This window comes from Flavobacterium sp. YJ01 (assembly GCF_029320955.1).
Classification (GTDB): Bacteria; Bacteroidota; Bacteroidia; order Flavobacteriales; family Flavobacteriaceae; genus Flavobacterium.
In genome coordinates, this window is the sequence record NZ_CP119757.1 from 1,288,613 (window position 1) to 1,313,755 (window position 25,143).

The 25,143-nt window shown below is 32.0% G+C and carries 23 protein-coding genes; 17 read left to right on the top strand and 6 right to left on the bottom strand.

Annotated elements, in window-relative coordinates; genetic code table 11:
- Positions 1-594 precede the first annotated feature (594 nt).
- The 14 genes from lysA (at position 595) to P0R33_RS05855 (ending at position 11,146) form a co-directional block, all read left to right on the top strand.
- Positions 595-1,818: a diaminopimelate decarboxylase gene (lysA, locus tag P0R33_RS05790; RefSeq protein ID WP_276174614.1), complete on the top strand. Its 1,224-nt coding sequence runs from the start codon at positions 595-597 to the stop codon at positions 1,816-1,818.
- Between the two features lie 387 nt (positions 1,819-2,205).
- Positions 2,206-2,703, top strand: coding sequence for a hypothetical protein (locus P0R33_RS05795; protein ID WP_276174615.1), 498 nt, complete (start codon positions 2,206-2,208; stop codon positions 2,701-2,703).
- Between the two features lie 2 nt (positions 2,704-2,705).
- Positions 2,706-3,071, top strand: a complete 366-nt coding sequence (locus P0R33_RS05800; RefSeq protein ID WP_276174616.1) for a hypothetical protein — start codon at positions 2,706-2,708, stop codon at positions 3,069-3,071.
- A 93-nt stretch (positions 3,072-3,164) separates the two neighbouring features.
- Complete coding sequence (locus P0R33_RS05805) at positions 3,165-3,614, top strand: hypothetical protein (RefSeq protein WP_276174617.1); 450 nt, start codon at positions 3,165-3,167, stop codon at positions 3,612-3,614.
- A 59-nt stretch (positions 3,615-3,673) separates the two neighbouring features.
- On the top strand, positions 3,674-4,039 hold the full coding sequence (locus P0R33_RS05810; RefSeq protein WP_276174618.1) for a hypothetical protein: 366 nt from the start codon (positions 3,674-3,676) through the stop codon (positions 4,037-4,039).
- A 215-nt stretch (positions 4,040-4,254) separates the two neighbouring features.
- Positions 4,255-5,415, top strand: coding sequence for a heparan-alpha-glucosaminide N-acetyltransferase domain-containing protein (locus tag P0R33_RS05815; RefSeq protein WP_276174619.1), 1,161 nt, complete (start codon positions 4,255-4,257; stop codon positions 5,413-5,415).
- Between the two features lie 51 nt (positions 5,416-5,466).
- Positions 5,467-5,934 (top strand): DUF1572 domain-containing protein, encoded by a 468-nt coding sequence (locus P0R33_RS05820; RefSeq protein ID WP_276174620.1) that lies wholly within the window; start codon positions 5,467-5,469, stop codon positions 5,932-5,934.
- Positions 5,935-6,150: 216 nt separating this feature from the next.
- Entirely contained in the window at positions 6,151-7,338 is a 1,188-nt protein-coding gene (locus P0R33_RS05825) for a hypothetical protein (RefSeq protein ID WP_276174621.1), read from the top strand.
- Between the two features lie 152 nt (positions 7,339-7,490).
- Positions 7,491-7,817, top strand: coding sequence for a metalloregulator ArsR/SmtB family transcription factor (locus P0R33_RS05830; RefSeq protein ID WP_276174622.1), 327 nt, complete (start codon positions 7,491-7,493; stop codon positions 7,815-7,817).
- On the top strand, positions 7,807-8,310 hold the full coding sequence (locus P0R33_RS05835) for an SRPBCC domain-containing protein (protein WP_276174623.1): 504 nt from the start codon (positions 7,807-7,809) through the stop codon (positions 8,308-8,310). Before P0R33_RS05830 ends, P0R33_RS05835 begins: the two co-directional genes overlap by 11 nt.
- Before the next feature lie 44 nt (positions 8,311-8,354).
- On the top strand, positions 8,355-8,858 hold the full coding sequence (locus P0R33_RS05840; protein WP_276174624.1) for an SRPBCC domain-containing protein: 504 nt from the start codon (positions 8,355-8,357) through the stop codon (positions 8,856-8,858).
- Positions 8,859-8,964: 106 nt separating this feature from the next.
- Positions 8,965-9,339 (top strand): hypothetical protein, encoded by a 375-nt coding sequence (locus tag P0R33_RS05845; RefSeq protein ID WP_276174625.1) that lies wholly within the window; start codon positions 8,965-8,967, stop codon positions 9,337-9,339.
- Positions 9,336-10,226, top strand: a complete 891-nt coding sequence (locus P0R33_RS05850) for a hypothetical protein (RefSeq protein ID WP_276174626.1) — start codon at positions 9,336-9,338, stop codon at positions 10,224-10,226. Before P0R33_RS05845 ends, P0R33_RS05850 begins: the two co-directional genes overlap by 4 nt.
- 50 nt (positions 10,227-10,276) lie before the next feature.
- Positions 10,277-11,146: an alpha/beta hydrolase-fold protein gene (locus tag P0R33_RS05855; RefSeq protein WP_276174628.1), complete on the top strand. Its 870-nt coding sequence runs from the start codon at positions 10,277-10,279 to the stop codon at positions 11,144-11,146.
- A 68-nt stretch (positions 11,147-11,214) separates the two neighbouring features.
- Here the strand turns inward: P0R33_RS05855 and P0R33_RS05860 are convergent, their stop codons facing one another.
- The 4 genes from P0R33_RS05860 to P0R33_RS05875 form a co-directional block, all read right to left on the bottom strand.
- The gene (locus tag P0R33_RS05860) at positions 11,215-12,750 is read right to left on the bottom strand and encodes a YifB family Mg chelatase-like AAA ATPase (RefSeq protein WP_276174629.1); all 1,536 of its coding nucleotides are present in this window, start codon (positions 12,748-12,750) and stop codon (positions 11,215-11,217) included.
- 97 nt (positions 12,751-12,847) lie between these two features.
- Complete coding sequence (locus P0R33_RS05865; RefSeq protein WP_276174630.1) at positions 12,848-13,513, bottom strand: hypothetical protein; 666 nt, start codon at positions 13,511-13,513, stop codon at positions 12,848-12,850.
- Between the two features lie 12 nt (positions 13,514-13,525).
- Positions 13,526-14,011 carry a hypothetical protein gene (locus tag P0R33_RS05870; RefSeq protein WP_276174631.1) on the bottom strand — a complete coding sequence of 162 codons (486 nt, stop codon included), beginning with the start codon at positions 14,009-14,011 and terminating at the stop codon, positions 13,526-13,528.
- A gap of 156 nt (positions 14,012-14,167) precedes the next feature.
- Complete coding sequence (locus P0R33_RS05875; protein WP_276174632.1) at positions 14,168-15,145, bottom strand: Gfo/Idh/MocA family oxidoreductase; 978 nt, start codon at positions 15,143-15,145, stop codon at positions 14,168-14,170.
- Between the two features lie 118 nt (positions 15,146-15,263).
- On the opposite strand from P0R33_RS05875, the gene P0R33_RS05880 reads away from it, so the two are divergent.
- From P0R33_RS05880 to P0R33_RS05890, 3 genes are all read left to right on the top strand, one after another.
- A complete protein-coding gene (locus P0R33_RS05880; RefSeq protein WP_276174634.1) occupies positions 15,264-18,263 on the top strand; it encodes an amidohydrolase family protein in 3,000 nt (999 codons plus the stop codon).
- Positions 18,264-18,301: 38 nt separating this feature from the next.
- Complete coding sequence (locus P0R33_RS05885) at positions 18,302-19,609, top strand: amidohydrolase family protein (protein ID WP_276175692.1); 1,308 nt, start codon at positions 18,302-18,304, stop codon at positions 19,607-19,609.
- Positions 19,610-19,950: 341 nt separating this feature from the next.
- Positions 19,951-21,267 carry an ammonium transporter gene (locus tag P0R33_RS05890; protein WP_184166921.1) on the top strand — a complete coding sequence of 439 codons (1,317 nt, stop codon included), beginning with the start codon at positions 19,951-19,953 and terminating at the stop codon, positions 21,265-21,267.
- A 324-nt stretch (positions 21,268-21,591) separates the two neighbouring features.
- Here the strand turns inward: P0R33_RS05890 and P0R33_RS05895 are convergent, their stop codons facing one another.
- Together P0R33_RS05895 and tilS are read right to left on the bottom strand one after the other, a co-directional pair.
- Positions 21,592-23,673: a thioredoxin family protein gene (locus tag P0R33_RS05895; protein ID WP_276174635.1), complete on the bottom strand. Its 2,082-nt coding sequence runs from the start codon at positions 23,671-23,673 to the stop codon at positions 21,592-21,594.
- Positions 23,673-24,983, bottom strand: a complete 1,311-nt coding sequence (gene tilS / locus P0R33_RS05900) for a tRNA lysidine(34) synthetase TilS (protein ID WP_276174636.1) — start codon at positions 24,981-24,983, stop codon at positions 23,673-23,675. Before tilS ends, P0R33_RS05895 begins: the two co-directional genes overlap by 1 nt.
- Positions 24,984-25,143 lie beyond the last annotated feature (160 nt).

The window sequence follows — 25,143 nt, forward strand, 5'->3', positions numbered from 1 at the left end:
TCACGAATTTTTATTTTCTAGCCGATTTCTATTTCAAACATAGCCCGTGGTTTCAACCACGGGAAACGTTACGGATTGAGCGTAATCATATATTGCGTTCCCGTGGTTGAAACCACGGGCTATGTTTTGAGCATTTTGCGAAAAAATATAATTCGTGAAAATTTGTGCAATTCGTGGCAAACAAAAATATTTTGAAGCATCACAATTGGCATTTAAATAAACATAGTTCCCGCTTTCGGCTATATCTCTCCTCCCGATAGCTATCGGGATGCGAGGATACCGCCTCTATCGGGGCTAAATTCAAACATTTGGCTTGTTTTTAAATTTAGGATAAAAGAAATCCTTTTAATCCATATAATCTGTGGCAAAAAATTCTCAACAGCATTTATAAATTAGTGTAATTTGTGAAATTCGTGGCAAAAAACCTTTGTATCTTTGTACCTCTGCCCCTTTGAACCTCCTACCACGTTACAAAATTTCAAAAACACAAACTTTTTGTTCAAAAACAAACAATTTGTTATAATTTGTTATTTTTCTTTAATTTATTTGCTGATACACAAAAGAGTAATAACTTTGCATAAAATAAGTTTAAAAATGCAAGCAAAAGATTTACTGCAGTTAGCAGACCAATTTGGAAGTCCATTGTATGTTTACGATGCTGAAAAAATCCAATCACAGTACAACCGATTAACTAAAGCATTCTCTAAGGTTGAGAATTTAAGAGTTAATTATGCCATGAAGGCATTGTCTAACATTGCGATTCTACAGTTATTAAAGAACATGGGGTCTGGGTTAGATACTGTATCAATTCAGGAGGTTCAGTTAGGACTTCATGCTGGCTATGAACCCGAAAGAATTTTCTTTACACCAAACGGCGTTTCCCTAGAAGAAATCGAAGAAGTTGCCGCAATGGGTGTACAAATCAATATCGACAATTTATCTATTTTAGAGCAATTCGGAACAAAACATCCACATATTCCGGTATGTATCCGTATCAATCCTCATGTAATGGCGGGCGGAAATGCTAACATTTCTGTTGGACATATCGATAGTAAATTCGGAATTTCTGTTCACCAGATTCCGCATATTTTGCGAATTGTTGAAAATACAAAAATGAGCATCGTTGGAATTCACATGCACACAGGATCTGATATTTTAGATATCGAAGTATTCTTGTATGCTGCTGAAATCTTGTTCGATACGGCTAAACATTTCAAAGATTTACAATTCTTAGATTTCGGAAGCGGATTCAAAGTTCCTTACAAAAAAGACGATATCGAAACAGACATCGAAGAATTAGGTAAAAAATTATCAAAAAGATTCAACGCTTTCTGTACAGAATATGGCAGAGATTTAACCTTGATTTTCGAACCAGGAAAATTCTTGGTGAGCGAAGCAGGTCATTTCTTAGTAAAAGTAAACGTAGTAAAACAAACAACATCAACAGTTTTCGCAGGAATTGACAGTGGTTTCAACCACTTAATCCGTCCTATGTTCTACGGATCTTCACATCATATCGAAAACATCTCTAACCCAAAAGGAAAAGAGCGTTTTTACTCTGTTGTAGGATACATTTGCGAGACTGATACTTTCGCCAACAACCGTAGAATTGCTGAAATCACAGAAGGTGACATTTTAGAGTTCAGAAATGCAGGAGCATATTGTTTCTCAATGTCTTCCAACTATAATTCAAGATACAAACCAGCCGAAGTTTTATGGATGAACGGTCAAGGAATCTTAATTCGCCAAGCTGAAACATTTGAAGATTTACTTAAAAATCAAATTCCGTTGCCAGAAGAAGTTGCCGCAACAGTTTAAAAATAAAAAAAAAGAGAATATCTAGTTAATCCCGTTTCTTAATTGAGGCGGGATTTTTTTTCGAATAATTGATTTTAAATGTAATTCCAAAAAGAATTGTGTTTCTCATTCAAAAATTCATTAAAAACTCAACAAAACAATTCATATCAATAATATAGAATTTTTTAAAATATTAAAAATGCAAAAACAATTTAAACATAATGATTGCTTTATCGTAATTAATGAAAGAAATAAAAAAAGGATATAAGTTAATTTTAAAAAAAACTAATCGAGAATACTTAAAAAATTACTATCTATAAAAAATCAATACATTCTATTAAAATAAAATTCTATATTAGCTACTTAAATGCAAAGTAAGCATTATAGTAACAAATAAATCAAAAAAACATGTCTTTAAATGATATAAAAAACCCAATATTGTACTCAACGATGACAACCCTTGCCTACAATATAAATAAAAGATATTACAATGATTTACACTATATGTGGTGTACACCGTATTTTGGCTCTGATTTTCAATCACCACACTTTACAGTACCTCCAAGCTCTTCACCTCTTGAAATTTACACACAATTAAAAAAAGAAATAGACGGAAGTGATTTACATAATACAAAAATTAATTTTAATAAAAGAGGACTTAGAAAAGGAGCAGATTTTATGTTTAAACTTGGAAAAATTTCTCAAGAACAATATGAAGAAATTATTACAATAACAAAATTTGCAAAAAATGAACAATTTAGACCTTTACTTTGTGTAATTTCAAGAATTGAAGCTGTACCATATTATCAAAAAGTAGAAATTAGGGCTAAAGCTAATCCTCTTTCGCATGAATATATATTATCAAATTTACCTCAATCAGCATTTGACATAATAAAAATTGGATAACAATGGAAAACTTAGAAGATATAATAAAAGAATTATCTATCCCAGATACAAGAAGCTCGTTTTACTATTTAGGGCGTTACCTAAAACAAGCAGAATATTTTGCAGATTACGAAAAAGATATTTTTGTTGATGAAGAAGAAAGTGCTCCTAATGAAATAGTAAAATCAACAACCTTAAAAATGATAAATTTCATTGAGAAGGAAGCTAATAAAAAAGCATCAGAATTTACAGACGAAGAATACATATATTGGACTGATATAATTAATGAAATTGAAGGGAATTTAGATCCGATTCCAAATGAAAATTTAATAAAAAAAGCTATAGATGAGATTGGCAATTTTAACAGTCCTCTTAAAAAAACAGAATAATAAAAGCATCACTAAATAATAAAAATCTTACAAAAGCACAAATATCTTATGATTTTGTGCTTTTTTTGTATCACAAAAACTAATATTCAACAAATGAAACCTACAATTCCTCTATTCATTATATTTTCCTTATTAACAACAAATTCCTTCAGCCAAAACCTCACAGACCTAAAACTAAAACCAAAAGAAATCCCGAAAGGTTACATTTCAAACGACGGTAATATCTGTGTAACTCCCCAGGCTTGTAATTTTTACACTGATATTGAAACCTACAGCAATATTGTTGGAACTGTAAAAAGTAAAGCCATTCAAAGTTTTAAAAATAAAGGAGACAAAGGTTCTATTATGTATTTTGAATTTGAACACGTTTTTAAAGGCGATCGTTTTCTGCAAGGTTTATTATGGGGAAAAGATGGTCAGCCAACCGATGAGCATCCAGAAGAATATCTCGCAAAAGGAAAATTTCTAATCATTTGGAGTTTGAAATCCGACAGTCCACTAAAAGAAAAATCGGAAAATAAAGTCGAAACACTTTTGCAATAAAATCCTAATCAGAGCTTCATTTTAAATGCTTACTTTTACCCGATAAAAAATAATATATAATGAAACCACAAATACGAATCCTAATTTATTCCATCTTATTCTTTTTATATCTTACTTCAACGCACTTTTTGCTTTCATTGAACGAAAAAATAAAAGGAGATCCGTTTGTTGTTTTGGGAGTTGGTTTCGGAGTTTTAAATCTTATCTATGCTTTTTTTGCTTTAAAATGGAAGCCTTTGCTTAATGTACTTTGTGCTGTTGCAATTGCTGCTCTTTCGATGTTTTTGGCTTTACAGTTTACAAACCTGCATTTGTTTGTTAATTACGATCCGTACCAGGTTAAAACTGCCATTTTTACGAATGCTATTATCTCCATTATTTTTTGGGAAATTGTGTATCAAGTGAAAATTAGAAAATCTAACTAAATATTTTTCAATTGCCTGCAGCTTTAGCTGGAGGTTAATAATAAAGTCTTTCTAATAGGGCTTTAGCCAAATCTTTTTTTGGCTAAAGCCTTTTTATTTTTATCAAAAGACCTCCAGCTAAAGTTGGAAGCAATTCATTTACAATTACTATTATTGCTTAAATACTTAAAAAATATTTTCTTAGATTTACTCTTAAGTATTTAAAAATCAAACCCATGAAACGACAACCATCAATAGACATTGTTCGCGGAATTGTAATGATTATTATGGCTCTTGATCATGTTCGCGATTTAATGCATGTCGATTCGATTACACAAAGTCCAACCGATTTATCGACTACTTCGCCTTTGTTGTTTTTTACGCGTTTTATCACTCATTTATGTGCGCCTACTTTTGTTTTTCTGGCTGGAACTTCGGTTTATCTTTCGCTTCAAAATAAAAATAATTTAGCCGAAACGAGAAAGTTTTTATTCAAAAGAGGGCTTTGGTTGCTTATTCTAGAATTCACCATTGTCAATTTTGGATTGTTCTTCGATATTGGCTTTCATTCCGTTTTGTTTGAAGTGATTGCGGCAATTGGTTTTGGGTTTATCGTTTTAAGTTTACTGCTTAAAATCCGTTCTCAGATTTTAGGATTTATTGGACTTTTCATACTCTTTTTTCATAACATTTTACCAATTATCCCATTTGAAGAAAATTCAGTTCTAAAAAACATTTTGGCGCCGTTTTTCAGTCCAATCGTAATTCCATTTTCTGGAAGAGCTTTCATAATGGGTTATCCACCGATTCCGTGGCTTGGCATAATGCTAGTTGGTTTTGCAACTGGAAAATTCTTTGCATTGGCAGAAGAAAAAAGAAAAAAACTATTTACAAAAATTGGTTTAAGTGCTTTAATATTATTTATCATAATTCGTTTTGTAAATATTTATGGAGATCCTGTTTTGTGGACAACACAAAAAGATGCCGTTTTTACTTTTTTGTCTTTTATAAATGTAACTAAATACCCGCCTTCTCTCCTATTCTGTCTGGTGACTTTGGGAATCATGTTTTTACTTCTAGCTTTTGCAGAACGATTCTCAAACAGAATTCAAAAAGTAGCTTTAGTTTACGGAAAAGTTCCTTTATTTTATTTTGTGGTTCATTTTTATGTTATTCATATTCTAACATTAATTATGCTTTTTTTACAAGGTTTTAGTTTTTCTCAATTTGAATTTGCTACTGGAACTTTTGGAAGACCAAAAGGCATTGAAAGCGGTTTATCGATTTGGATAATCTATATAATTTGGATTTTTGTCGTGGCATTACTTTATAAACCTTGCCAATGGTTTGGAAAATATAAAGCTGAAAACCAGCATTGGTGGCTGAAATACGTTTAATTTTACAAATACTTTTTCTGCATTTTTTATGCTAAAACAATTTAATGTAATATGAAAAATACAATAGAAATTGCCAGTCGTTTTAGAGAAGTAATCTTAAACGGAACATGGATTGCTAATACCAATTACAAAGATCAGCTACAAAATCTGGATTGGAAAATAGCCGTTGCTCCTATTCAAAATCTAAATACGATTGCACTTCTGGCACAACATATTCATTATTATATTGATGGAATAAACAATGTATTCAAAGGTGGAACACTGGATATAAAAGATAAATTCAGTTTTGATTTTCCTTCAATAAATTCTCAGCAAGAATGGGAAAATTTTTTAATTAAATTCTGGAATGATGCTGAAGAATTTGCATCTCTAATTGAACAAATAACTGATGAAAAACTCAACGAAAATTTTGTAGATGTAAAATATGGTTCGTACAGAAGAAACATTGAAGCAATGATTGAACATAGTTATTACCATTTAGGACAAATCGTATTGATAAAAAAATTATTAACCGATTAGTTTTTTCTTTATTTCTAAAAAAACCAAACGTTCTAATCTAGCCCCGATAGAGCCGATATCCTCGAATCCCGATGGCTATCGGGAGGAGAGATAAAGGCGAAAGCGGGACTAATAGTTCTTATGAAAACCTATAAATCTGCTCCTCAAAAAAATCTTAAAAAAGGCATAGTTGTTGAATATTAAAAGAAATATATTTACACCTTCAAAAGAATTACTATGCAAAAAACTACTTTACTAATTTCTATACTTTTTTTGGTTCTATCTTCATGTGGCGTAAAGACAACTCAAGCGCTGATAAGTGATGGAAATTATGACGGTGCAATTGATCGCGCTGTCGAAGCTTTGAGAACTAATAAAGATTCTAAAGGAAAACAAGATTATGTGTATTTGCTCGAAGAGGCTTTTGCAAAAGCGAAAGATAGAGATTTGCGTAATCTGGAAATGTTAAACAAGGAAGGCAATCCTGCTAACGCCGAACGAATTTACAATACTTATTTACAGCTAAATAACCGTCAGGAAAAAATTGGTCCGATTTTGCCTTTGAAGTTATTGAAGCAAGGTAGAAATGCCAACTTCTCATTTGATAATTATTCGACTGAAATTGTAAATAGTAAAAATGCGCTTTCGAAATATTTATATGAAAATGCTTCAGCACTTTTAAAATCTAATAATAAAATGGATTTTAGAAAAGCTTATGATGATTTTGCGTATTTAGAAAGTATTAATCCTGGTTACAAAAACACCAAGAAATTGATGGATGACGCGCTTTTTAAAGGAACTGATTTTGTTGATGTTTATGCTAAAAACGAAACAGATATGGTGATTCCGAAAATGTTGCAAAATGATTTGTTAGATTTTAAAACTTATGGTTTAAACGACAAATGGACGGTTTACCACAGTACAAAACAAAAAAATGTTTCATACGATTATAGTTTGATTCTTAATTTTAGAGAAATCGCAATTTCGCCAGAGCAGATTAAAGAAAAAGAATTTGTCAAGGAAAGACAGTTAAAAGATGGCGTAAAAACACTTTTGGATAGTCGCGGAAGACCTGTAAAAGATAGTTTAGGAAAAGAAATTAAAGTTGATAACTATAAAATTATCCGAGCTACGATTTATGAATTTCGACAATTTAAATCTTGTTTGGTAACGGCAAAAGTTGATTATGTGGATTTAAAATCGAATCAATTGGTTCAGACTTTTCCGCTGAGCAGCGAATATATTTTTGAAAATGTTTATTCAAAATATAAAGGCGATCGAAATGCTTGCGATGATAATTATCAAAGCTATTTTTCTAAACGTGCTGTTCCTTTTCCGAACAACGAACAGATGGTTTATGACACTGGCGAAGACTTAAAAGCTAAACTAAAAGATATTATCGTGAGAAATAAAATTAGACGATAATTATGTAACATATAATTCTAGAAAAAGGCGCAATTTTAATGCGCCTTTTTTTGTTTACGATCTTTCTAACTAAAAAAAAACTTCCTTTTGTATTGCGCAACCAAAAAGTTGCGTATATTTGCAACTGATTACTTGCGTAATTAATAAAAAAGATGAAACGAGATATTTTTCAGGCAATTGCCGATCCGACGCGAAGAGCGATTTTAGTTTTGATTTCTTCTACCGCATTGACACCAAATGCGATTGCAGAACAATTTCAAACTACTAGACAAGCCGTTTCTAAACACATTAAGATATTAAATGAATGTGATTTATTGGAAGAAAAAAAATTGGGCAGAGAAATTTATTATCAGCTCAAAATTGATAAAATGAAAGAAATTGATCAATGGCTGGAGCAATTTAAAGCAATTTGGGAACAGCGTTTTAGTCAATTAGATCAAGTATTACTAAACTTAAAATCTAAAGAAAATGAAAACTGATTTGCTAATGAATTTTTCTGTAGACAAGGAAAATAAAGCCGTAAATGTAAAACGTGAATTTGCCGCACCTTTATCGGATGTTTGGTCTGCATGGACTGAGCCTGAAATTCTGGATATGTGGTGGGCTCCAGCTCCATTTCAATCTAAAACCAAAAGTATGGAATTTAAAGAAGGCGGAAAAAGACTGTACGCAATGGTTGGTCCTGACGGCACAGAACGTTGGAGTTATTTTGATTATACTTCGATTTCTCCGAAAACAAATTTTAAACATTCTGCTACTTTTTGTGATGCTGACGGAAATCCGAATTCTGAATTTGGAAGCTCCTATTGGGATATTACTTTTTCTGAACAAGGCGAGTTAACCCTTGTTGATATTCATATCAAACGTGACAGTTTTGAAGAATTGCAAAAAATAATTGAAATGGGTTTCAAACAAGGATTTACATCTGCAATGGAAAGTTTGGACAAAATCTTCGAGACTCGAAAACAATAGCATTTGAATCAAATTAATTAGTAACGAATTAAAATCTAAAGAAAATGAAATCAAATCTTTTAATGAATTTTACTGTAGATAAAGAAAATAGTACCGTAAATGTAAAACGCGAATTCAACGCTTCACTGGCAAACGTTTGGTCTGCTTGGACAGAAGCCGAAATTCTAGACAAATGGTGGGCACCTGCTCCATGGAAATCAAGAACAAAAAGCATGGAATTTAAAGAAGGTGGACGCAGATTGTACGCAATGGTTGGCCCTGAAGGCGAAGAACACTGGGCAATTGCCGATTTTACTTCGATTAGTCCGAAAACGAATTTCAAATATTCTGATGCTTTTTCAGACAATGAAGGAAATATAAATAATGATTTTCCGCGTTCAAGCTGGGATGTTACTTTTTCAGAAAATGGGAATTCAACTTTCGTCGATATTGCAATTAGACATGAAAAGCTTTCGGATTTGGAAATGATTATTCAAATGGGCTTCAAAGAAGGTTTCACAATTGCAATGGAAGGTTTGGATGCTGTTTTTGCTGAAGAATCTAAATAAAAAATTAAATAATTGGAAAATCTAAATCCTGCAAAATTTGCAGGATTTTTTTGTATTTTCGACATACAAAAAATATATTTTCATAACCATTAAACGTAAACAAATGATGAAATTCTTTACCTTGCTTTTCTTATTCCTTTCGATTACGGTTTTTTCTCAAAATAGATATGAACTTTCAGATGAAGGCAAAGACAAACTATATCTTTCAGATTCTATAGCAAAACTAGCTAAAGCCGGAAAAATTACAGAGCAACCAATAGTTGTGGTAGACGGAATTCCGCATCGTTATCAGGATCTAGAAAATGAGAAATTGGTTCTTTCTAAAATGGAAATCAAAAAAATAATTGCTTTAGAAAAACAAAAAGGCATTAATATTTATGGAAATTATGGAGAAGCAGGCGTTCTAATTGTTACTACAAACAGAAATAGTTACTACAAACCGGAACAAGAAGTGAAAGAAATGCAAAATTTCAAACAATGAAAAAAATAATTTCAATACTTTTTACATTTTTGTTTTTAGTTTCGTCTGCACAGATAAAGCTCAATGATAAAGATTTAAAAAATCTTATCGCGATTAGCGAACTTTATTCTAAAAACACAAATGCGACAGGGGAACAATTTGCAAAGTCAATAGATTCATTAAAAACTCCGAAACTAAATCAAATTTGCCAAACATTGATTGAAGTTGGAAAAGGCGAAGAAACAATATTATCTAACAAATATTTGTCAAGACCAAGCAATGACGAATTGACAATGTGGTATATCATTCGTGAAATTCATTATAATCAAGTAAATGAAAAACGAAAACCTATATCAAATATTGAAATTGCAAAAGAAATATTATCACAGAAAATAGATGAAAGCTGGCTGTTAGATAATTATTATTACAGGATTCATGGGGGAATTGCATCTTTATTTAATACTGCTGACTTAAGCATGAAAAATATTGATATCGAGGCATTGGGTTTTAAAAACGAAACCGAGAAATGCATATTTTATTTTAATATCATTAATTCTTTTGTTGGACCACGCTTTAAAGTGCTTTTAATGCTGAAAAACTACGATAAAATTTTATCTTTTTCTGAAAAAATTCCCCTTTTTAATGGCAAAAAATATTACTATTACACGGATCTTGATTTTAAAGATTTTAACTGGATTGGTTATGAAAAAAAAGAATCTTACAGTGAAGTAAATTTTAGCAATTTATACAACGTACTTCTTGCTCAGTTTATGGCCGTTTCAAGTCTAAGAGACAAAAAAGAGACGCAGGAAATTTATTTTAATTCTATTCTTTACAAAGAAAAATATTTTAAATATTCAGCTTCAAAAGATGATTTACAATATCTATATCTTAAAATAAAATCGTGAAATCTCTTAATTAAAATTAATTTTATAAAAACATTTTACATCATTTTCTAATGAACAATTTTTACGCTCTGGCTTTTTCTCTTTTATTTTTTACTTCAATATTCAGCCAAAAAAACAAAACTAAAACTGCTGAAACTTCTAAACCATTTGTTTTAGGTGTTATTGATGAAATTCAATCAAAAGAATTAGGAGAAAAAAGAATCTTAAATATTTATCTTCCTGAAGGCTACAATCCAAACGAAGATGAAAAATACCCAGTTATTTATTTGTTAGATGGTTCTGCCGACGAAGATTTTATTCATATTTCTGGATTAGTTCAATTTAATAGTTTTGAATGGATCAATCAGGTTCCAAAATCGATTGTAGTTGGTATTGCAACTGTTGACAGACGTAGAGATTTTACATTTCCGACAACGGTAGAAAACGATAAAACTCGTTTTCCAAGCACTGGTCATTCTGATCAATTTATAGCTTTTATCGAAAAAGAACTACAGCCTTTTATTGATAAAAAATATAAAACTAACGAATCAAAAATGATTATTGGTCAATCTCTTGGCGGATTATTAGAAACCGAAATTTTATTTAAAAAACCTTCTCTTTTTAATAAATACGTTATTGTTAGTCCGAGTTTATGGTGGGATAATGGCTCTTTGCTAAATTCAGATTCTGAAATATTGAAAGAAAATTTCAGCCAAAAAACCGAAATTTATATCGCTGTGGGTAAAGAAGGTTTAACTCCAACTGCAATTCCGCGTGTAATGGAAGTTGATGCAAATTTATTGGCAGAAAAAATAAAATTCTCAAAAAGCAAAAGCATTAAAGTATACTTTGATTATTTCCCTGAAGAAAATCACGGAACGATATTGCATCCCGCAGTTGCTAATTCCTTTAAATTCTTTTATCCTCTGTCTAAAGAATAAAATAGCTTTATAAAATGACTAAATGTGAAATGTAAATCAATGTACTGATTTTACATTTCACATTTTTTTTACCCCAACCATCCTTCTCTATCCAAACTTCTATATTGAATTGCTTCAGAAATATGTTGCGAAATAATATTTTCTGAATTGTCTAAATCAGCGATAGTTCTGGAAACCTTCAAAATTCTGTCATAAGCTCTTGCAGAAAGATTTAAACGCTCCATCGCGGTTTTCAGCAATTCTTTTGAAGCTTCGTCTAAAGCACAAAATTCACGAATCAGTTTACTGCTCATTTGAGCGTTGTAATGAACATTTTCAACCGTTTCAAATCTTTTGGTTTGAATTTCTCTTGCTGCTGTAACACGTTTCCGAATTTCTACACTACTTTCTGCTTTTCTGTCATCGGCTAATTTTTCGAATGGAACGGGCGTAACTTCAATATGAATATCTATTCGATCTAATAACGGACCTGAAATTTTACCCATATAACGTTGCATTTCGTGAGGAGAGGTTGTGTTTGGCATACCTGGATCATTAAAAAATCCACTCGGACTCGGATTCATACTAGCCACAAGCATAAATGAAGATGGATAAGTAATCGTAAATTTCGCTCGTGAAATAGTTACTTCTCGATCCTCCAAAGGCTGACGCATTACTTCTAAAACATCTCTTTTAAACTCTGGCAATTCATCCAAAAATAAAACACCATTGTGCGCCATTGAGATTTCTCCAGGCTGCGGATAACTTCCGCCTCCAACCAATGCAACATTAGAAATAGTATGATGCGGACTTCTAAATGGACGCTGATTCATTAAACCAACTTCTTTTAGTTTTCCTGCAACACTGTGAATTTTAGTTGTTTCTAAAGCTTCTCTCAAAGTCATAGGCGGCAAAATACTTGGAACTCGTTTTGCCAACATGGTTTTTCCTGCTCCAGGAGGACCGATCAAAATTATATTGTGACCACCAGCTGCCGCAATTTCCATACAGCGTTTGATGCTTTCTTGACCGCGCACATCTGAAAAATCAAATTCGGGGAAATCTAGCGTTTTGTAGAATTCTGCTCTTGTATCAATTACGGTTGGTTGTAAAGTTCCTTTTCCTGAGAAAAAATCAATAATTTCTTTTAGATTTTCAACTCCGTAAACATCTAAACCTGAAACAATCGCAGCTTCTTTTACGTTTTGAATGGGAAGAAAAAAACCTTTATAACCTTCTTCTTTAGCTTTTATTGCAATTGGCAAAGCTCCACGAATGGGCTGTAGACTTCCGTCAAGAGAAAGTTCTCCCATTATAATATAACGCTCAATTTCCGGAGCTTTTATCTGATCTGAACCAACAAGAATTCCCATAGCTAAAGTCAAATCATACGAAGAACCTTCTTTTCTGAGATCGGCAGGCGCCATATTGATTGTGATTTTCTTTCCTGGAAGACTAAATCCATTGTTTTTTAATGCTGCTGCAATTCGGTAACTGCTTTCTTTTATTGCATTATCTGGCAATCCAACTAAATGATAACCAATACCTTTATCCATATGAACCTCAACTGTGATTGTTGTCGCTTCTACTCCAAAAACAGCACTTCCGTAAACTTTTACTAACATAAATTATATTCATTAAATCTTTTTTAAAACTAATGAAAAATAATTAATTGTAAATATTTTATTACAAATAATATTAGTTAATACAGGTATTTATCATTTATTCTTCCAAAAATTTACGAAACTCTTTCTCAATTTCTTTCTTAAGAGGAAATATCAATTTTTCCAATTTTTGATATTCTGAGTCAAAATTAAATGTAAAGCCTAAGTTATCTTCCTTATTAATTTCTTGCATATACTTGTATTGGTCATATATATTAAAAAAGTCTCGACAATGTATCATATAATTTACAAGCATTATTTCAGTTTTGTCATCAAAGAATAACATATTGCGAGATATATATTTTGATGACTCAGCATAGGTATTTATAAAACTATTTTGAGTATTAGCGATTTCAATATTGTCTGTATTATTACTTTGTTGATTCTTTATGGACACACTGTACATATGCAAAAGTTCCATTAATTGCGACAGATAACTGTAAATTTCTGCTAATCCTTCAAATCGCTTTTCGTGCAATTTTGTGAACTTAAAATTTTCTTTGGACTTTAAATGATTAAGTTCCGTTTGGAATTGAGAAAGTTCTTTCGAATGTTCCTTTTTAATTTCTTCAATTTCTCTTGTATTTTCTTTTTTTATTTCTTCGAGCTTGCGGTCGTATGTGCTTTTAATGTTGCCTTTAACTCTTTGAGTTAAATACAATGTAAATAATGCTGGTACACCAACAAAACCGATTATTTGATAAACGTAATTTAAGTAATTCATATTTTTTTACTACTACTCGCCTAAAAGCTCTCGAAACTTTTTTTCAATTTCTTTTTTAATTGGTATTAGTTGCTCTGCAATTATTTGGGTTCCATTAATACTAAAGCTATCAACGTCAACCAAAAATTCACTTGAATATTGTGTATTTAATTCTTGTCCCACATAATATTGCGCATTAATCAATTTAGATACCTCAAAATATCTCTTTAAAAGCAGTTCGATTTCTTCACTAAAGAATATCAAATTTATACTATAATAGTTCCTAAAATTATCATAAGAATTATTAAAATTAAAACTTAGTTTTTCTTCATACTTATTTTTTGAGACACCATCAGGAACTACTTTGTAATTTGACACCATTACAGCTAATAAATCTATATTTTCATTGACATATTGATATGTTTTTTGTAACACTTTAAATCTTTTTTCGTGAAGCTTTGTAAACTTAAAATTCTCTTTAGATTTTAAATGATTTAAATCAGATTTTAGGTTTTCCAATTTAACATCAAAATGACCATTTTAGACCAATTGCAATTAATGCTGGAATTCCAGCATATTTTAATATTTCACCAAAAAATTCGATATAAGTCATTCTAAATAATTTTAAAATAAAGATAACTTTTTTAAAATTTAAGTCAATATGATTTTTGTTAATTAAAAACTTAATCCGATTTGAGTTTTAATATCTTCTACAATCAAACTCAAATCCAAACAATTTTGATGTGACCAAAACTCACTTTCAATTTGATTATTTCTGATGCAATTCTGACATTCTATAATTTCATGAGAATATCCTTTTCCTAAAGTTGGTAAAGTAAAAGTTGCTTCTTTTTCTTCATTTATAAATAAAGAATAGCCATCGGCAACATACCAAGGCGAGTTTAATTCAATTCTACCTTTTGTTCCCGAAATAACCGCTTTCATATCAGATTCTGAAACTATTGAAGCATGCAAAACCGATTGTGCCGACTCATATTGCAAAATCATAGAAGTTTGTAAATCAATATCATTTTTATGTTTTATGGCTTTCGCGATAATTTCTTTCGGATTTCCTAATAAAATATAAGAAAGAAATAAAGGATAAACGCCAATATCAAATAGAGCGCCTCCGCCTAATTGTTTATCAAACAATCTTTTGTTTTCGGTTTCACTTCCGTGAAAGGCAAAATCGGCTTTTATATAATTTATTTTACCAATTGCGTTATTGTTTATTTTCTGCAAAACATCTTGAACCGACGGAATAAATCGTGTCCAAAAAGCTTCCATAAAAAAATTATTGTGCTTTTTAGAAGCTTCAATCATTCGCTGTGCATCTTTATGAGATAGAGCCATTGGTTTTTCGCATAAAACATGTTTACCGTTTTCTAATGCTTTTATAGAAAGTTCTATATGAGAATTATGAGGCGTTGCAATGTAGATTATCTCAACTTCTGGATCTTCGAAAATCAAATCATAAGAATCGTAAACTTTTTGAGCATTAAATTTTTGGGCAAATTCTTTTCCTTTAATAATATCTCTAGAGGCTACTGCTGTAAGTTCAGCATCTTTTATAAGCGATAAATCTGTTGCAAACTGAGTTGCAATATTTCCAAGACCAATAATTCCCCATTTTATATTGTTCACTTTTTCCATTTATTCAAATTCAGCTTATTAATAAATATCTAAAAATAAGCTAAAAACTATTTTCAAAAAAAATAAAACTGTTGTAACATATATTTCATATTTTTAGCAACAAAATTGTAAATACCATATGAAAAAAGCCCTACTACTACTCTTTTTGAGCCTTTTTTTAACAAAAATGCATGCTCAAGACTATTTCCCTGTTAACGAAAGTGTACATAATAAAAGTAAAAATTACACTGTTTTTACCAATGCCACAATTTATGTTACTCCAACCCAAAAAATCGAAAAAGGAACATTACTTATTCAGGACGGAAAAGTAATTTCTGTCGGAACTAACATTACTATTCCTAAAAACAGTATTTCTATTGATCTTACAGGAAAAACTATTTACCCATCATTTATAGACATCTACACCAATTTCGGAATTGAAACTCCGAAAAGCAATCTTCCTCCAGGAAGAAACCGAAATCAAATTTACGATACTAAAAAATCTGGTTACTACTGGAACGAGAGTATTAGACCAGAAATAAATGGTTATGAAGCTTTTAAATACGATCAGCCAAAAGCAGATGAATTATTAAAAGCAGGTTTTGGAGTTGTAGGAACTCACGTTGTTGACGGAGTTGCTCAAGGAAGCGGTGTTTTGGTCGCTTTAAACAATGAAGACAAAAGCAAACAAATTATTGCTAATAAAATTACCAATCATTTTGCGTTTACAAAAAGTGCGCTGACAAGTCAAGCGTATCCAAGTTCTTTAATGGGTATGATGGCTTTATTGCGTCAAATGTATTTAGATTTGGATTGGTACAAAAAAGGAAATTCTGAAACCAAAGATTTATCATTGGAGGCGCTTGCCGCCAACGAAAAATTGATTCAGGTATTTGCCACAGAAGACAAATTAAACAGTTTAAGAGCTTCAAAAATTGCAAAAGAATTTGGACTGAACTATATCTTAAAAGGAAGCGGAAACGAATTTGAAAGAATTGAAGAAATTAAAAATACGAATGCAAAATTCATTATTCCGATAAATTTTCCTGAAGCTTACGATGTTTCAAACCCATATCTTTCTAATCAAATTGAATTAACAGATATGCGTTTTTGGAATCAGGCGCCAACTAATTTAAAAGTGCTTTCAGATAACGGAGTTGTATTTGCTCTTACGACTGATAAATTAAAAAAAATACAAGATTTTAAGCCTAATTTATTAAAAGCTATTAAATATGGTTTTGATAAAACAAAAGCTTTAGAAGCTTTAACTACAGTTCCTGCAGCACTTTTAGGAAAAAGCAACGAAGTAGGAAGTTTAAAAACAGGAAGCTTCGCTAACTTTATTATTACTTCTGGAGAAATCTTTGACGAAAAAACGGTTTTATACGAAAACTGGGTTCAAGGTTCAAAATTTATTGTGAATGATCTTAACGCTAAAGATATTCGTGGCAATTACGACTTAACAGTTGGAAAAGACACTTATAAATGGAAAATTGACGGAACTGCTGAAGCTCAAAAATCTGAGATTACAACCGCAGATTCTAAAAAAATAAAAAGCACCTTCTCAATTGCTAAAAACTGGATTACATTAGTTATTAAACCAGCTGACACGATCAAATCTAATTTTACGCGTTTAACTGGATTTATCGAAAACCAGCAGAATTTATCTGGAAAAGCGACTTTATCAAACGGAGAAGAATTGGTTTGGAATGCCGTAAAAACGAGTCCGTTTGTTGCTGTAAAAGATACTGCTAAAGTTGAAAAACCAAATCCGATAATGCCAGTAACGTATCCAAACGTGGCGTTTGGAGATACTAAAAAACAAACTGCTCAGACATTATTATTTAAAAATGCTACGGTTTGGACAAACGAAAAGGAAGGTATTTTAACAGAAAGCGATGTTTTAATAAAAAATGGAAAAATCGCTGCTGTCGGCAAAAATCTTTCTGATGCAGGCGCAACTGTTATTGATGCAAAAGGAAAACATATTACAAGCGGTATTATCGACGAACATTCACATATTGCAATTTCTAAAGGTGTTAATGAAAGCGGTCATAACTCAACTGCCGAAGTTACGATTCAAGATGTTGTAAATTCTGAAGACATTAATATTTATAGAGATTTAGCCGGTGGTGTTACGATCTCTCAATTACTGCATGGATCTGCTAATCCGATTGGAGGACGTTCTGCTATTGTAAAATGGAAATGGGGTTCTTCGCCAGAAGAAATGTTATATAAAAATCAGCCTAAATTTATCAAATTTGCTTTGGGCGAAAACGTAAAACAAGCCAATTGGGGAATTGACAATCCGACTCGTTTTCCGCAAACTAGAATGGGTGTTGAACAAGTTTTTACAGATTATTTCCAATTAGCAAAAGAATATGATGAAAATTGGAAAAAATTCAATTCAGGAAACAAAAAAGGAAAATCGCCAAGAGTAGATTTAGAATTACAGACTTTGGCAGAAATCTTAAATAAAGAACGTTTCATTACTTGTCACTCTTACATAGAATCTGAAATTTTAATGCTGATGAATGTCGCTGAAAAATTCAATTTCAGAGTCAATACATTCACTCACATTTTAGAAGGATATAAAGTTGCCGACAAAATGAAACAACATGGTGTTGGTGCTTCAACTTTCTCAGATTGGTGGGCTTACAAATTTGAAGTTAACGACGCTATTCCGTTTAACGGACCAATTATGCATAATGAAGGATTGGTTGTTGCATACAACTCTGACGATGCAGAAATGTCTAGACGTTTAAATCAAGAAGCTGCAAAAGCGGTAAAATATGGAAATGTGTCTGAAGAAGATGCTTGGAAATTTGTTACGCTGAATCCAGCCAAATTGTTACATATTGATGACAAAGTAGGAAGTTTAAAAGTAGGCAAAGATGCAGATGTTGTTTTATGGAGCGAAAATCCATTATCTATTTATGCTAAAGCTGAAAAAACGATTATTGAAGGTGTAATTTATTTTGACATCGAAAAAGACGCAGAAAAACAAACGGCGATTACAAAGGAAAGAAATGAATTGATTGGACAAATGCTGCAAGAAAAGAATAAAGGAAACAGCACGCAGCAACCAACTAGAAAAGAGAAAAAAGAATACCACTGCGACACATTGGAGCAATGGTAAGAACTTTAGAAAATTCATTAATGATTAAAAGAGAAATGATGACACATAAAAATATATTTAAGCTGTTTTTGTTATTCTGCGCTTCAACACAACTGAATGCACAGCAGATACCAGCTCCAAAACAAACCAAATCGGTTTTAATTTTAAACGCTACTGCGCATATAGGAAACGGAACCGTTATTGAAAATAGCGCAATCGGATTTAAAGACGGAAAACTAACATTAGTCGCCGATGCATCGACCATAAGATTGGCAGACAATGCATACGATACCACAATTAATGCTACCGGAAAACATGTTTATCCAGGTTTTATTGCACCAAATTCAACGCTTGGTTTAGTAGAAATTGATGCCGTAAAAGCTTCAAATGATGATGAAGAAATTGGCAGTTTTAATCCGAATGTGAGAAGTATTATTGCTTATAATTCTGAATCTAAAGTAGTAGAAACTGTTCGCCCAAATGGTGTTTTGATTGCGCAGGTTACTCCGAGAGGCGGTAGAATTTCTGGAACATCATCTGTTGTACAATTGGATGCATGGAGCTGGCAAGATGCTATTTTGAAAGAGAATGACGGAATTCATCTGAACTTTCCATCTAGTTTTAGAAGAACTGGAAACTGGTTTGAACCAGGAATTATTGAAGCCAACAAAGATTATCCAAAACAGTCTGAAGAAATTAATGCATTTTTCGTTAATGCCAAAACTTACAATCAAGCTGTTTCTAAAGAAAGAAATATTGTTCTGGAAGCCACAAAAGGATTGTTTGACGGAACTCTGACCTTATATATTCATGCAGATGAAGAAAAACAGATTGTAGACGCTATTCAATTAGCATCCGAAAATGGCATTAAAAAAATTGTTATTGTTGGTGGTTTTGAAGCTTACAAAGCTGCTTCAACTTTACAGAAATATAATATTGGTGTATTATTAAGACGTGTTCACGATATGCCAACTAGCGCAGATCAAGATGTTAATTTACCTTATAAAATGGCTAAAATATTAAGCGACAAAGGTATTCTTGTAGGCTTAGAGAACAGCGGCGATAACGAACGTATGGGCGCTAGAAATCTTCCGTTCTTGGCTGGAACTTGTGCTACTTTTGGTTTAGACAAAGAAAAAGCAGTTCAATTAATAACCTCAAACACAGCTAAATTATTAGGAATTGATGCTACTTGCGGTACTTTGGAAACTGGAAAAGACGCTACGTTATTTATTTCTGAAGGTGACGCGCTAGATATGAGAACAAACAAACTTAATACAGCGTTTATTCAAGGAAGAAATATCAATCTAGAAACTTTTCAAGTAAAGCTTAACAATAAATTCAAAGCAAAATACAACCAGAAATAGTTTCCAATTTAAAATCATAAAAATGGCATCAGACGATTATTCGTTTGATGCCATTTTCTTTTAAAAAAATAATTGTTTTTAGAAAATCACAAAGAATACTTCAACAAATAACTAAAAACACCTCATTATTATCTTATTTAAAGCACTGAAAGCGTCTAAAAACACAAACACAGTCTGTTTTTGATTAAGAAATTGTAAAATTTAAGTCATTTTTAACAGATACACTCAAAATAGAGGGGGTTAAAATATAAAATTAACAAAAATTAAACACTAGACTATATTTTTTTAGGGGGTATAAAATCATTTTATACTTTTATCAAAAATTTTAAAACTAAATAACTATGCGAAAAATTATTTTAAGTGTGATTCTTATCACGATTTTAGTACTAACCTTTATTTCAAACTTTATCATTGCAGATAACCCAATTCCAGCAGAAGCTGTAAAGTTTGATACGGGAGATACTGCCTGGATGATCGTTGCAACTGCATTTGTATTGTTAATGACACCTGGATTAGGTTTCTTCTACGGAGGTATGGTAGGTAAGAAGAACGTAATTAGTACTATGCTACAAAGTTTTATGGCAATGGTAATTGTTACAATTTTATGGGTTGTTGTTGCTTTCGGATTAGCTTTTGGACCAACTATTGGAGGTATTATTGGTAATCCATCTACTAATTTATTCTTTGAAGGTGTTGGAACAAACACAGCTTGGAGCCTTGCACCAACGATTCCTTTTATGTTATTCGCATTATTTCAGGCAAAATTCGCTATCATTACTCCTGCGTTAATCACTGGAGCATTTGCAGAACGTATCCGTTTCTGGGCGTATTTGTTATTTATGGTTTTATTCATCATTTTAATATACACTCCGCTTGCTCACATGACTTGGCATCCTGATGGAGTTTTCTTCAAAATGGGAGTTCTTGACTTCGCTGGAGGAACTGTAGTACACATGAGTGCTGGATGGGCCGCATTGGCTGGAGCTATTTTCTTAGGAAAAAGAAAAGTTCAAAAAGCAAATCCTGCTAGAATTACTTATGTATTGTTAGGAACAGGTTTACTTTGGTTCGGATGGTTTGGTTTCAACGCTGGTTCTGCTTTAGGAGCAAACGGTCTTGCAACTCAAGCATTAGGAACAACTACTGTTGCTGCTGCAGCTGCTGCTATGGCATGGGTTTTCCTTGATAAAATCTTAGGACACAAATTATCTGCTCTTGGAGCTTGTATTGGAGCTGTTGTAGGTCTTGTTGCTATCACGCCTGCTGCTGGTTTCGTAAGTATTTCTCATGCAATCTTTATTGGTTTATTCTCTGCAATTGTTAGTAACATTGTTGTGAGCAAATTCCCTAAAGGAAAAATCGACGATGCTCTTGATGTATTTGCTTGTCACGGTGTTGGTGGTATGGTAGGTATGTTGTTAACTGGTGTTTTTGCTTCAAAAGCAATCAACCCAGCAGTTGGAGATAATCAAGGTTTAATCTTCGGAACTCCAACATTATTCATCAACCAATTAACTGCTTTAGTTGTTGTTTCAATCTTTGCTTTTGTTGCTTCTTATGTTTTATTCTTCATCGTTAATAAAATTACTCCTCTAAGAGTTACTGAAGAAAAAGAAGAATTAGGATTAGATATTTCTCAACACGGAGAATTCTTATAAGAAATTAATTTTCAACTTTCGTTACTGGATAAAAGAAGAAGCGCTCTAATTAATTTTAGGGCGCTTTTTTAATTAAATCAACTTCACCCAAAGTCATAGAAAATCACCTAACAAATTAATAAACAAAATAGTCACTAGTAAAACGATATTGAATCTTCTCTATACCACATAAAATAAAAAAGCGCTCTAAAATTAATTAGAGCGCTTTTGTTTGAATTAATTTCAACCCCCAAGAAAATATATTATATCTTTTAAAATAAAGTATTTAAAGCTAAAATTCTTAATTCTTAATTCTTAATTCTTAATTCTTAATTCTTAATTCTTTTATTTAAAATTAGAAATCCCCTCTTTCAACCATTTTAAATATTCATCAGCACTTACATAACTAATTGTTGGTTTAGAAGCGTTCAAATTATTTCCTTCTAAATCTGTAATTACATACAAAGGCTGCGTATTAGTTTTATATTTTGAAATCATAAAATCTGTCCATTTATCACCAGTTGTAATAATTTTATCTCCTGATGCCGTTGTAAATTGTTCTTCTTTTGGAAGTTCGCGTTTATCATCAACATAAAGCGAAATTAAAACAACATCATTTTTTAGAATTGGCAAAATTTCAGGCTCAGACCAAACATTGTTTTCCATTTTTCTACAATTTACACAAGCGTATCCTGTAAAATCAAGCATAATTGGCTTTTTAATTTCTTTTGCATAAGCCAAACCGTCTTCGTAATCGTGAAAAACCATAATTCCGTGAGGACCTAATTCTGCACCTTTCGGAAGTCCTTTTGCTGATTCTGCAGACACACCACCATTTCCAGATCCTCCTACTCCAAACGGACTTTCACTATATGTTGGAGGCGGCGGAAACGCGCTGATTAATTTTAAAGGCGCTCCCCAAAGTCCAGGAATTAAATACATTGTAAATACCAAAGTCAATAATCCTAAATATAATCTTCCAACAGAAATATGGTGCGTTGGACTATCATGCGGTAATGTAATTTTTCCGAATAAATACAAAGTCATTGCAGCAAAAATAGCGATCCAGATGGCGATAAACACTTCTCTTTCTAAAAAGTGCAACTGTAAAACTAAATCGGCATTTGATAAAAATTTAAATGCAAATGCTAATTCTAAAAATCCTAAAACAACTTTTACTGTATTTAACCAACCTCCAGATTTTGGCAATGAATTTAACCAGCCCGGAAACATTGCAAACAACATAAATGGAAGTGCCAATGCAGTAGAAAACCCTAACATTCCGATTGCTGGAGCGATTCCTCCATTTGTCGCAGCTTCAACCAAAATTGTACCTACGATTGGTCCTGTACAAGAAAAAGACACAATTGCTAAAGCCAATGCCATAAACAATATACCAATTATCCCGCCTTTATCGGCTTGTTCATCTGCTTTGTTTGCCCATGAATTTGGAAGCATAATTTCGAATGCTCCTAAAAATGAAGTAGCAAAAACTACTAAAATCACAAAGAAAATAAGATTAAACCAAACATCTGTAGACAAAGCATTTAAAGCATCTGCACCAAATATTTTAGTAACAATTAATCCTAAACCAACATAAATTACGATAATAGAAACACCGTAAATAATAGCATTTTTTATTCCAGCAGCTCTTGTTTTACTTTGCTTAGTAAAGAAACTTACTGTCATCGGAATCATTGGGAAAACGCAAGGTGTCAACAGCGCAGTAAATCCGAACAAGAAAGCTACAAAAAAGATAGACCATAAACTTCTTGATGATGCTGGCGCAGGAATTTCTTCTTTAGCTATTTCTGTAGTTTTCTCAACTTTTGGCTGAATTGCTTCTTCTTTTTTAACAGTATCAACCGCGATTCCTACTACTTTAGTTTCATCCGCTTTTGCTTCAGCAACAACTGGAATTTCCTCTATTTTAAAAGTGGAAGGAACTGCAATTGAGAACTTTTTGCTAGAATTGATGCAAACTTCTTTACAAACCTGAAAATCAAAATCTACATCGACCGTTTTTAAGTTTGGATTGATAATTTTAATCTCTTGCTCAATGTGCGCTTTTCCTTCAAAAAAAGTTTCATTAACTTCAAAAACATCGTTGTAAGCTGTTCTGGTTTTACCTTCTTTGGCTTTTCCAACTAATTCATAGTTTCCTTTTTGGTTTTTAAAAGTAATTTCTAAAGCTAAAGGTCCGCCTTCTGGAGTAAATTGCGAATACATATGCCAATCTTTTTCGATAACGGCATCAAATATTAAAACGGCATTACTTCCTTTTTTTTCAATTTTAGAAGTCCATTTTACTGGCTCTAAAATTTGTGCATTCCCTTTTGCAAAAGCAAAGAAAAACAAGAAAAGTAACAGAGATTTAGTCCAAATATTTCTTGACAAACTTGTCTGAGGATTTTGAGTAAAGTTCATTATTGTAATTCTATTTTATATATTTTATTTGTGGCTTTTTCTATTTTAAAACGTTCATCTTGTCTAATTCCTGCAACCCAAACTATTTGATCGTCTGAACACAAAATCCATGTTTTTTCTTTTTCTATTAATGAAAGCTTCTCATCTTTAAAAAGCTTACTAACTTTTTTAGATTTTCCGTGCATTCCAAAAGGCTGAAAAACATCCCCTTCTTTCCATTTACGCAATAATAAAGGGAAACGGATTTTATCGGCGTCGACAAATATAACTCTATTTGAATCATAAGTTGTGTGACCTACGTTACAAAGACTTATTTTTAAGGGAAAATTAACGTCTGTATCGTTTTCATTAATCACGTATTCTTCCTTTTCTGACGTTTCAGAAAACGGACTTAAAATCAAAGTTTCTCTATTTTTCAACAATCTAAACTCTTCAGAAAATATCTGTTTTCCAGATTGCCCTTCTACTAAATCGTAAATATCATTCCAAGCCGAAAAACCAAATTCATTTAGCCATTGATATAAATACGATTTGTAATTCGGAAGTTTTTTTAATTGATTTAAATCGAAATGAATATCATCTCCAGCTTCTTTTGCCACTTGCTGATAAATCATAATCGAGGCATCCTCCACCATTTCTTTTGATTCCTGCAGAAAAGATTGTGTTTTTTGAAAAGCATCCAGAAAATTTGGATTGATTTCTTTTAAAACCGGAACTAAATTATGGCGAATTTTATTTCGCAAATATTTCGTTGAAGCATTACTGCTATCTTCTCGCCATTCTATTTTATTTTCTTCGGCATATTTCAAGATTTCTTCTCTTGAAAAAGGCAAAAGCGGTCTAATAATTTTATCATTTTGCTCTGGAATTCCCGTTAAACCTTCTAAACCAGTTCCGCGAGTTAAATTGATAATAAAAGTTTCCAAATTATCGTCGGCATGATGTGCTGTTAAGATATAATCGAAGTTTTCTTCTTCCAAAAGTTCGTAAAACCAACTGTAACGGAGTTCTCTTGCCGCAACTTGCGTCGATAATTTATAATCTTTAGCGAAAGCTTCAGTATCAAAATGAGTGGTAAATATTGGAATATTATTTTGAGCACAGAAATTCTGAATAAATTCTTGATCGCCAAAGCTTTCTACTCCACGAAGTTGAAAATTGCAATGCAAAACGGCAATTTCATAAGGCAGTTGTTCAAACAAATGAAGCAAAACCATACTATCCAATCCGCCACTTACTGCTAGAAAAAGTTTTTTTTCTGCTAAGAATGGAAATCTCGAAATGATATGGTTTTGAAATTTTGAAAACATCTGATAAAAGTAAAAAATTAAATTCGATCTATTTTTAAATGAAATGTTAAGTCATGGTTCTTTGCCACGAATTGCACGAATTAACACGAATTACTTTTGTTTTGCCACAGATTAAAAGGATTTACACAGATTTTTTTTAATCATTTTAATCCTTTAATCT

Coding starts and splice junctions, on each gene's coding strand:
- lysA (WP_276174614.1), top strand. CDS start 595: ATGCAAGCAAAAGATTTACTGCAGTTAGCAGACCAATTTGGAAGTCCA.
- P0R33_RS05795 (WP_276174615.1), top strand. CDS start 2,206: ATGTCTTTAAATGATATAAAAAACCCAATATTGTACTCAACGATGACA.
- P0R33_RS05800 (WP_276174616.1), top strand. CDS start 2,706: ATGGAAAACTTAGAAGATATAATAAAAGAATTATCTATCCCAGATACA.
- P0R33_RS05805 (WP_276174617.1), top strand. CDS start 3,165: ATGAAACCTACAATTCCTCTATTCATTATATTTTCCTTATTAACAACA.
- P0R33_RS05810 (WP_276174618.1), top strand. CDS start 3,674: ATGAAACCACAAATACGAATCCTAATTTATTCCATCTTATTCTTTTTA.
- P0R33_RS05815 (WP_276174619.1), top strand. CDS start 4,255: ATGAAACGACAACCATCAATAGACATTGTTCGCGGAATTGTAATGATT.
- P0R33_RS05820 (WP_276174620.1), top strand. CDS start 5,467: ATGAAAAATACAATAGAAATTGCCAGTCGTTTTAGAGAAGTAATCTTA.
- P0R33_RS05825 (WP_276174621.1), top strand. CDS start 6,151: ATGCAAAAAACTACTTTACTAATTTCTATACTTTTTTTGGTTCTATCT.
- P0R33_RS05830 (WP_276174622.1), top strand. CDS start 7,491: ATGAAACGAGATATTTTTCAGGCAATTGCCGATCCGACGCGAAGAGCG.
- P0R33_RS05835 (WP_276174623.1), top strand. CDS start 7,807: ATGAAAACTGATTTGCTAATGAATTTTTCTGTAGACAAGGAAAATAAA.
- P0R33_RS05840 (WP_276174624.1), top strand. CDS start 8,355: ATGAAATCAAATCTTTTAATGAATTTTACTGTAGATAAAGAAAATAGT.
- P0R33_RS05845 (WP_276174625.1), top strand. CDS start 8,965: ATGAAATTCTTTACCTTGCTTTTCTTATTCCTTTCGATTACGGTTTTT.
- P0R33_RS05850 (WP_276174626.1), top strand. CDS start 9,336: ATGAAAAAAATAATTTCAATACTTTTTACATTTTTGTTTTTAGTTTCG.
- P0R33_RS05855 (WP_276174628.1), top strand. CDS start 10,277: ATGAACAATTTTTACGCTCTGGCTTTTTCTCTTTTATTTTTTACTTCA.
- P0R33_RS05860 (WP_276174629.1), bottom strand. CDS start 12,750: ATGTTAGTAAAAGTTTACGGAAGTGCTGTTTTTGGAGTAGAAGCGACA.
- P0R33_RS05865 (WP_276174630.1), bottom strand. CDS start 13,513: ATGAATTACTTAAATTACGTTTATCAAATAATCGGTTTTGTTGGTGTA.
- P0R33_RS05875 (WP_276174632.1), bottom strand. CDS start 15,145: ATGGAAAAAGTGAACAATATAAAATGGGGAATTATTGGTCTTGGAAAT.
- P0R33_RS05880 (WP_276174634.1), top strand. CDS start 15,264: ATGAAAAAAGCCCTACTACTACTCTTTTTGAGCCTTTTTTTAACAAAA.
- P0R33_RS05885 (WP_276175692.1), top strand. CDS start 18,302: ATGACACATAAAAATATATTTAAGCTGTTTTTGTTATTCTGCGCTTCA.
- P0R33_RS05890 (WP_184166921.1), top strand. CDS start 19,951: ATGCGAAAAATTATTTTAAGTGTGATTCTTATCACGATTTTAGTACTA.
- P0R33_RS05895 (WP_276174635.1), bottom strand. CDS start 23,673: ATGAACTTTACTCAAAATCCTCAGACAAGTTTGTCAAGAAATATTTGG.
- tilS (WP_276174636.1), bottom strand. CDS start 24,983: ATGTTTTCAAAATTTCAAAACCATATCATTTCGAGATTTCCATTCTTA.